Annotated in this window: 9 protein-coding genes and 1 pseudogene; 4 read left to right on the forward strand and 6 right to left on the reverse strand. The window is 68.9% G+C overall.

What is annotated here, in order from left to right:
- Positions 1 to 388: TonB family protein (locus NI18_RS15310; protein WP_037531140.1), on the forward strand; the 388-nt coding region annotated here is incomplete at its 5' end.
- A gap of 42 nt (positions 389 to 430) precedes the next feature.
- Positions 431 to 1,669 carry a dipeptidase gene (locus tag NI18_RS15315; protein WP_031440444.1) on the forward strand — a complete coding sequence of 413 codons (1,239 nt, stop codon included), beginning with the start codon at positions 431 to 433 and terminating at the stop codon, positions 1,667 to 1,669.
- Positions 1,670 to 1,672: 3 nt separating this feature from the next.
- Here the strand turns inward: NI18_RS15315 and NI18_RS15320 are convergent, their stop codons facing one another.
- The 4 genes and pseudogenes from NI18_RS15320 to bamE all read right to left on the reverse strand — a co-directional run bounded on the left by NI18_RS15320 (position 1,673) and on the right by bamE (position 6,087).
- Positions 1,673 to 2,947, reverse strand: a complete 1,275-nt coding sequence (locus tag NI18_RS15320; RefSeq protein WP_037531152.1) for an MFS transporter — start codon at positions 2,945 to 2,947, stop codon at positions 1,673 to 1,675.
- A complete protein-coding gene (locus tag NI18_RS15325) occupies positions 2,919 to 3,923 on the reverse strand; it encodes a histone deacetylase family protein (RefSeq protein ID WP_031441774.1) in 1,005 nt (334 codons plus the stop codon). Before NI18_RS15325 ends, NI18_RS15320 begins: the two co-directional genes overlap by 29 nt.
- A gap of 23 nt (positions 3,924 to 3,946) precedes the next feature.
- Positions 3,947 to 5,521 (reverse strand): lysine--tRNA ligase, encoded by a 1,575-nt coding sequence (locus NI18_RS15330; protein WP_037531141.1) that lies wholly within the window; start codon positions 5,519 to 5,521, stop codon positions 3,947 to 3,949.
- Positions 5,522 to 5,578: 57 nt separating this feature from the next.
- Positions 5,579 to 6,087: pseudogene (gene bamE, locus NI18_RS15335) on the reverse strand (outer membrane protein assembly factor BamE).
- 129 nt (positions 6,088 to 6,216) lie between these two features.
- Between bamE and NI18_RS15340 the strand changes: the two are divergent.
- Entirely contained in the window at positions 6,217 to 6,723 is a 507-nt protein-coding gene (locus NI18_RS15340) for a ubiquinol-cytochrome C chaperone family protein (protein WP_031441775.1), read from the forward strand.
- Entirely contained in the window at positions 6,720 to 7,244 is a 525-nt protein-coding gene (locus NI18_RS15345; RefSeq protein ID WP_037531143.1) for a YceD family protein, read from the forward strand. Before NI18_RS15340 ends, NI18_RS15345 begins: the two co-directional genes overlap by 4 nt.
- Before the next feature lie 18 nt (positions 7,245 to 7,262).
- Here the strand turns inward: NI18_RS15345 and NI18_RS15350 are convergent, their stop codons facing one another.
- Entirely contained in the window at positions 7,263 to 7,802 is a 540-nt protein-coding gene (locus tag NI18_RS15350; protein WP_037531145.1) for a histidine phosphatase family protein, read from the reverse strand.
- 10 nt (positions 7,803 to 7,812) lie between these two features.
- The coding region (locus NI18_RS15355) for a helicase C-terminal domain-containing protein (protein ID WP_037531149.1) at positions 7,813 to 8,815 on the reverse strand (1,003 nt) is incomplete at its 5' end.

Consider the following 8,815-nt stretch of genomic DNA (forward strand, 5'->3'; position numbering starts at 1 on the left):
CGGGCCCGGCACTGGCGCGGGCGGTGAGGGCGACGGTACCGGCAGCGGCCGCTATGGCGACGGCGACGGCGATGGCGGTGACGAGAGCCCGCCGCGGCTGTTGAAGGGGCGGTTCAGGAACAGGGACTTCCCCAATGCGGAGGCGATCATCGGCGCGGGCGGCGTGGTCGGTGTCCGCTACACCGTCGAGACAACCGGCCGCGTCACCGGGTGCAGCATCACGCGTTCGAGCGGCAATGCGGTGCTCGACGCGACCACCTGCCGGCTGATCGAACTGCGCTATCGCTACCGGCCCTGGCTCGACGCCGCGGGGCGCCCGGTCCGCTCGACCGTCGTCCACAATCAGGAATGGGTCAACGAACTCGGCCCCCCCGAGGACGACGACTGATCCCCTTGCCGCCGTGCGATGCGGCGGGCACGATGGCGCGGCATGATCACCGCCCTGCTCCTGATCGCCGCGCAGGCAAGCGTGGCGCCGGTCGCCCCCGACCCCCGCGTCGCGGCACGTGTCGACCGGGTGCTCAGGAAGACCCCGGTCATCGACGGCCATAACGACCTCGCCTGGGAAATCCGCGACGTACACGGCGCGAAGGTCGAATCGCTCGATCTCGCTGCGGACACACGCCCGCTCCAGACGGACATTCCCCGCTTGCGCAAGGGCCGTGTCGGCGCACAATTCTGGTCGGTGTGGATCCCCGCAGATATGACCGGCCCGCGCGCGGTCGAGATGACGCTCGAACAGATCGACATCGTCCGCCGATTCGTCGCCGCCAACCCCGCCGCGCTCGAACGCGCGACCAGCGCCGCCGATATCCGTCGGATCGAGAAGGCGGGGCGGATCGCGTCGCTGATCGGGGTCGAGGGCGGGCACCAGATCGACGGGCGCCTCTCCGTGCTGCGCCAGTACCGCGCGCTCGGCGTCGGTTACATGACGCTGACGCACGGCAAGAGCCTGAACTGGGCGGACAGTTCGACCGATGCGCCGCGGGCGAACGGGCTCACCGATTTCGGCCGCGCGGTCGTCGCCGAGATGAACCGGATCGGCATGATCGTCGATGTCAGCCACGTCTCCGACGCGACGATGCGCGCGGTCCTTGCCGCGGCCAAGGCGCCGGTGATGGCCTCGCATTCCAGCGCCCGCGCGCTGACCGATGCACCGCGCGACATTCCCGACGACCTGCTTGCCGCAATCGGCGCAAACGGCGGGATCGTCATGGTCAATTTCTATCCCGCCTTCGTCTCGACCGCGTGGCGGGCCTGGGATGCCGACCGGACCGCCTTAGCCAAGACTGCAGGCGTGCCCGCCAACGTCTATGGCGCGCGTTCGCCTGCGCCGCTGGTCGCCTGGGACCGGGACCATCCCGAACCGCGTGTCACCGCCGCGACCGTTGCGGATCATGTCGAGCATATCGCGCGGGTGGCTGGCCGCGATCATGTTGGCCTCGGTGGCGATTATGACGGGATCAACGGCACCGGGCCCGAGGGGATGACCGGCGTCGACGGCTATCCGCTGCTGTTCGCCGAACTCGCGCGCCGCGGCTGGAGCGATGCCGACATGGCCAGGCTCGCCGGCGGCAACATGCTGCGCGTCATGGATGCCACAGACGCGGTCGCGCGGTCGCTGTCGGAACTGCCACCGGGCGACGCGATCGATATCGCCTCGCGCTGAGGTTCAGGGCACCGGCATCCGCGGCGTTGCCACCGGCTCGACCCGCAATGGTGGCACCGCGCGCAGCCTCAGCCCGATCGCCAGTGCCGCACCGCCGACGACCAGGCAAAAGTCCGTCACGCCGGGCCAGCCGGCATGCGTCCACGCGAACCCGCCCGCGGAGCCCAGCACGCTCGACCCCATATAATAGAAGAACAGGTAGAACGCCGCCGCCTGCCCGCGCGCGCCACCGCCCGCGACATTCTGCGCGCGTCGCCCGACCCAGGCGCTCGCGATCGAATGCGCGCCGAAGAAGCCGATCGTCACCACCGCGATCCCGGCGATCACCAGCACCAGCGGCTGCATCGCGGTCAGCGCGACGCCCGCGATCAGCACCACCACCGGCACCCAGAAGATCGTCCGCCGCCCCAGCCGCCCGGCGAGCGTCCCGAACCGCGCCGAGCTGATCGACCCCAGCACATAAAGCAGGAACACCGCGCCCACCGCCGACTGGCTGAGCCCGTAGGGCGGCCCCATCAGCCGGAATCCCGCATAATTATAGATGGTGACGAACACCCCCATCAGCAGGAACGCCTCGAGATACAGGAGCGGCATCGCCCGGTCGGCGAACAGCGCGCGCGCATCGCGGACGAGGGCGGCGGGTCGTCCACCGCTCGGTGTGAAGTTGCGCGACGGCGGGGCGAGCCGGCGAAACGCTTCGGCCATCGCCAGCCCCGCGACCCCGACCGCGGCGATCGCGAACCGCCAGCCGCCGAAATCGGCGACCAGGCTCGCGACCAGCCGCCCACCCATCCCGCCGATCGCGCTGCCCGCGATATACAGCCCCATCGCACCCCCGACCGAGGCCGAATCGACCTCCTCGGCGACATAGGCCATCGCCACCGCCGGCACCCCCGCGAGCGCGAGCCCCGTCAGGAACCGCAGCACGAGCAATCCGCTCCACCCCGACACCAAGGCGGTCGCCAGCGTCAGCGCACCCGCCGCGAACATCGCCGCGATCATCAGCGGCCGCCGCCCGAGCCGGTCGGACACGGCCCCTGCGAACAGGATCCCGATCGCGAGCGGCCCGGTTGCCAGCGAGACCGCGAGCGACGCCGCCTCCGCGCTGAGCCCGAACTGCGCGGCGAACGACGGCAGCAGGGGTTGCACCGAATAGAGTAGTGAGAAGGTCGAGAACCCCGCGAACAACATCGCCAGCGTCAGCCCGCGATAGGCCGGCGTCCCCGCCGCGATACCCGTCCCTGAAATGTCAGAATCCCCGCAGGAAGCTGTCGACATTGTGGCCGAGCGCATCGACCGCATAGCCGCCCTCCATGACGATCGCAGTCGGCCAGCCGCGCGCCGCGATATCGCGCGCCAGCACCGCATAATCGGGCGTGGTCAGCGCGAAATGCGAGATCGGATCCCCCTCCCACGTATCCGCGCCGAAGCTGACGACGAGCAGACCCGGATCGAACGTCGCGATCGCGTCGAGCGCGGTCGTCTGCGCCGTGCGAAACGCGTCGATCGTTGTGCCGTGGGGCAAAGGCAGGTTGAGCGTCGCGCCCAGACCGTCGCCGTCCCCCGTCTCGTCCGCATGCCCCCAGAAGAAGGGATAGTCGGTCCGCGGATCGGCATGGACCGAAGCGTAGAACACATCGCTGCGGTCGTAGAAGATGTCCTGCGTGCCGTTGCCGTGATGATAGTCGATGTCGAGGATCGCGACGCGCGCGACACCCGCGTCGCGTGCCGCCTGCGCCGCGATCGCCGCGGTGTTGAGATGGCAATAGCCGCCGCAATAGTCCGCGCCCGCATGATGGCCGGGCGGCCGGCACAGCGCGAACGCCGCGCGGTCGCCCTCCAGCACCGCGTGCGTCGCGGCCAGCGCCGACTGCGCGCTGCCATAGGAGGCGGTCCAGCTGTCGGGGGTGATCGGCGTCGTTGCGTCAAAGCTGTGCGCGCCGATCAGCGCATCGATCCGCGTCAGGTCGAGCGGCCGCCGCGCGCGGATCGGAAACGCATAGGGTATCGCATCCCCCGTCCGCCCCGCCTCGCGCCACAACCGCGCCGCGTCTTTCAGGAACGCGACATAGGCCGCCGAATGCACCGCGAGGATCGGCGCCTCGCCGCGATCCGCCGGCGTTTCGACCGGCCCCAGCGCCGCCAGGATCGCATCGACCCGCGCGGGCATCTCCGCATAGGTCGTGAAGCCGCCATTGTGCAGCTCCTGCGTCGGCGCATGCGCCCGCTGCCGGTCGTCGAAGAACATGCGCATCGGGTATACCCTCGTAAGGAGTGTCAGGCAGCGGGGCGGGCGAGCGCCTCCGCGATCAGCTTGCGCGAATTGTCGATCCCGTACAGCGCGATGAAACTGCCCATGCGCGGCCCCTGTTCGGAGCCGAGCAGCGTCTCGTACAGCGCCTTGAACCAGTCGCGCAGGGTCTCGAACCCGCCGGTCTTGCCGATCTCGTAGACGATGTTCTGCACATCCTCGGCGCTCGCATCGGCGGGCAGCGCGGCGAGTTCGGCATCGAGCCGCTCGAGCGCCGCGATCTCGACGCCTTCGGGTGCACGCCGCTTGAGCGTCGGCGCGACAAAATCGCGGCCGTACGCCAGCGCATGGTCGATCAGCTTGTCGAGCTCGGGATAGCTCTCCGCCGACGCATCGGGGACGTAATTCGCCAGATAGCCCCAGACCTGCGCCTTGCTCGCATCGCCCATCACGCCGACGAGGTTGAGCAGCAGCCCGAACGTCACCGGCAACTCGCCCTTGGGCAGCTTGCCGTCATGGATATGGTGGACCGGATTGCCGAGCTTCTGCTTCAGATCCTGGCCGGCATAATTGCCGCGGAACTGCCAATATTCGTCCACCGCGCGCGGGATCACGCCCATGTGCAGCGACTTGGCCTTTTTCGGCTCGCGATAGGCGTAGAACGCCAGCGATTCCTGCGGGCCATAGGTCAGCCACTGGTCGAGGCTGAGGCCATTGCCCTTGGACTTCGAGATCTTCTCGCCATTCTCGTCGAGGAACATCTCGTAGTTGAAGCCCTCGGGTGGGCGGCCGCCGAGCACGCGCGCGATCTTCGACGACTGCGTCACCGAATCGATCAGGTCCTTGCCCGCCATCTCGTAATCGACGCCGAGTGCGACCCAGCGCATCGCCCAGTCGACCTTCCACTGCAGCTTGGCCTTGCCGCCGAGCACGCTCTGCTCGATCCGCTGCCCATCATCCTCGAACGCGATCAGCCCGGCCTCGGCATCGATCACCTCGATCGGTACCTGCAACACGATGCCGCTGGTCGGCGAGATCGGCAGCACCGGCGAATAGGTCGCGCGGCGCTCGGCGCGGAGCGTCGGCAGCATCACGTCCTGGATGCCTTGGAAATGCCGCAGCACCCCCTTCAGCGCCTCGTCGAAGCGCCCGCTGGTGTAATATTCGGTCGACGACGCGAACTCGTAATCGAAGCCGTAGCGGTCGAGAAATTCGCGCAAAATCGCGTTGTTGTGCGCGGCAAAGCTCGAATGGGTGCCGAACGGATCGGGGATCTGCGTCAGTGGCTTGCCGAGATGCGTGGCGAGCATGTCGCCATTGGGGACGTTGTCGGGTACCTTGCGCAACCCGTCCATGTCGTCCGAAAACGCGATCAGCCGGGTCGGCGTGTCGCTCAGCGCGTGGAAGGCGTTACGCACCATCGTCGTGCGCAGCACTTCGTTGAATGTGCCGATATGCGGCAGGCCCGACGGGCCATAGCCGGTCTCGAACAGGATCGGCGCGCCCTGCTTGCCCTGCGGATAGCGCTTGAGGAGTTTGCGCGCCTCCTCATACGGCCAGGCTTTGGATTCCAGGGCGGCGGTGCGGAGCTCGTCGGTCATGCCCCGCGCCCTAGCGCGAAGGTACGAGTCTGCAAAGTCCGCGACCGCCCGGTAGCGTTAGGGCCGCGTGCGGCCCGTACCCGTATTGGCGCCACCGCCGCCGCCGTGCCGGGGGCACCGACCGAGCCGATATTGCCGAACAGATCCTGGAAGAAGCCGCGCTGGCGACCCAGCGTCGGCGTCGTCTTGCCATCGGGGCTGATCGAGGCGACCTGATCGAGCCCGCCGCGACGGATCGCGGTGACGGTGCCCTGCTGGTCGAAGCTGATCTGCAGCGTGATCTGCGCGTTCGGGCGCGGGTTGCGGAATGCCAGGTTGCGGCTATCGCGTGCCAGATAATACCAGTCACCCTGGTCGAACTGCCCCGCGAGCGTCGGCTTGCCGAGCGTCTGGAGCACCGACTGACGGTTGTCGACGCCAGGCTGGACCGAGTTGACGAGGTCGACATCGACCACATAGCCCTGATGCGAGCGAAGCTGCGTGCAGCCTGCGCTCGTCAGGCCGACGAGCGCGAGCGCCGCGACGCTGGCCGTACGGCGTGTCAGGCGGAATGAAAGGACGCTCATATACTCTCCCGGGGCGGGGTCACGCGATACTGGCGGCAGCACGATTGCATCGGCCGCGGATCGCCTCGATATGCGAGGTTGCGCAGGCAAACAAGCCGCCGCGCATTGGCGACGGGAAGGCGACAGGATTTGGGCTGGTTCGGCAGGCTATTGGGCGAGAAGCACGACGAGGCGCTGCCACTTTATACCGCGGTCGTGCAGCGCGCGCGCGCGGAGCACTGGTATCGCGACGGGCAGGTGCCCGACACGGTCGACGGCCGCTTCGACATGATCGCCGCGGTCCTCGCGCTCGTCATGCTGCGGATGGAATCGGAGCCGTCGGGGGGTGAGCCCGCCGCGCGACTCGCGGAACGCTTCGTCGACGACATGGACGGGCAGCTGCGCGAGCTCGGAATCGGCGACATCATTGTCGGCAAGCATATCGGCCGGATGATGAGCATGCTCGGCGGGCGGCTCGGCGCCTATCGCGACGGACTTGCCGCGGGCGATCTCGACGCGCCGCTGGTCCGCAACCTCTATCGCGGCGATCCGCCCGCGCCCGCAGCGCTCGCGCATGTCCGCACGGCGCTCACCGACTTCCACGCCGCGCTCGCCGGCGTCCCGCTATCAACCCTACTCGCCGGAGAGCTGCCATGACCCCCGAATTCAGCCGCCCCGAGCGACTCGACACGATCGGCGAGCGCGATCGCAGTGTGACCTTCGCCGCGACGCCCGAGGAACGCCGCAAGCTTGCCGCGCGGTTTGCGATCCTGTCGGTCGACCTGCTCGAGGCGCGCTTCACGATCCGTCGCGACACGAGCGGGATCGTCGCCAAGGGGCATGTGACGGCTAAGGTCGTGCAGGCCTGTTCGGTGACCGACGAACCGCTCACCGCGACGATCGACGAACCTGTCGCGCTGCGCTTCGTCGATGATTTCGGCGCGGTCGACGGCGAGATCGAATTGCCGGACGATGCGCTCGACACCGTGCCGATCGATGGCGGTGCGGTCGATCTGGGGGAAGCGGCGGCCGAGACGCTCGCGCTCGCGCTCGATCCCTTTCCCCGCGGCCCCAATGCCGCGGCCGCACTGCGCGCCGCCGGGGTGATCAGCGAGGACGAATATCAGCCGGTCAACGCGTTTTCGGGGCTGAAGGCGAAGCTCGAGGGCAAGGGCTGACAAGTCCGGCCCGACGCGTCAGTCCGCGTCGGGCCCCAGCGTCGGATCGAGATCGCGCGGCCGCACGAAGCGGGTGAACCGCGCCGATCCGCTCGTCAGATCGTCCCAGTCGTCAATGTCGAACTGCAGCTCGGCAAGACTCGCGGTCGGATATTTGTCCTCGACCGCGTCGCGGAACGGGTGGGTCACGTCGGGGGTCAGCAGCAGGACCAGATCCTCAAGCCCCGGATTATGCCCGATCACCAGCGCGCGATCGACGGCGCGCGGCAGGTCGCGGACGAGGTCGAGGATCGTCCCCGCCGACGCCAGATACAGCCGCCGGTCCCAGTCGGGTGCCAGCGTGCGTCCATAGCCCGCGACGATCTCGTCGAGCGTCTCGACGACACGGACCGCGGGCGAGGCGATGACATGGTCGAACGCGAGCGACAGCGTGCGCATCTGCCGCCCGATGATCGTCGCGGCGCGGCGGCCCTTGGCGTTCAGCGGCCGGTCGAAATCGCGCGAGACCGTGTCGTCCCAGCCCGACTTGGCATGGCGCAGCAGCGTCAGCGTCTTCATGGCTCGGGCGTCATGATAAGGGTCCTCGGGCCGGTTCGCCCGCCTCATGCCTCAAGGCGGCGCGTGAGGAAAGCCGTGCCGCGACTCGGGTCACCGCTTCGTCGAGTGTGACGCGCGTCACCGGCACACCCGGCGGGAAGGCGCTCAGCAGGCGCGACGGCATCGCCGCGGACAGCATGACGAACGCGCCCGAATCGTCCGCACGCCGGATCAGCCGGCCGAACGCCTGTGCCAGCCGCGCGCGGATCAGCCGGTCGTCATACACGGCGCCACCACCCGCAAGCCGTCGTGCGGCATGCAGCACGGTCGGCTTGGGCCAGGGCACGCCCTCCATCACCACGAGCCGCAGCGATTCGCCCGGCACGTCGACCCCGTCGCGCAGTGCATCGGTGCCGAGCAGCGACGCGCCCGGGTCATCGCGGAAGATATCGACCAATGTGCCGGTATCGATCGGATCGACATGCTGCGCGAGCAGCGGCAGCCCTTCGCGCGCCAGCCGGTCGGCGATCCGGCCATGCACGCCGCGCAACCGGCGGATCGCGGTGAACAGCCCGAGCGTCCCGCCGCGCGAGGCGACGATCAGCCGGGCATAGGCGTTGGCCAGCGCGCCCACATCGCCGCGTTTGACGTCGGTGACGATCAGCACCTCGGCCTGTGTCGCATAGTCGAACGGGCTGAGCGCGGCGAACCGCGCGGCCGGGCGGGTGAGATGCGGTGCGCCGCTGCGCGCCTCGGCGATCTGCCAGCCTTCCTCCGCGCTGCCGCCCCCGGTCAGCGTCGCCGACGTGACTAATGCGCCATGCGCGGGTTTAAGTACGACCTCCGCAAACGGGCGGGTCGGGTCGAGCCAGCGGCGGTGCAGCCCGATATCGAATTCGCGTCCCTCGACCCGGTCGACCGCGAGCCAGTCGACGAAATCGGCATCCGCGGGCCCGCCGACCCGCGCCAGCAGCGAAAGCCAGGCCGCCACCGTCTCGGCGCGCCACCCGATCGACGCGATCGCGCCCTCGCGC

This window comes from Sphingomonas sp. Ant20 (assembly GCF_000783375.1).
Classification (GTDB): domain Bacteria; phylum Pseudomonadota; class Alphaproteobacteria; order Sphingomonadales; family Sphingomonadaceae; genus Sphingomonas; species Sphingomonas aerolata.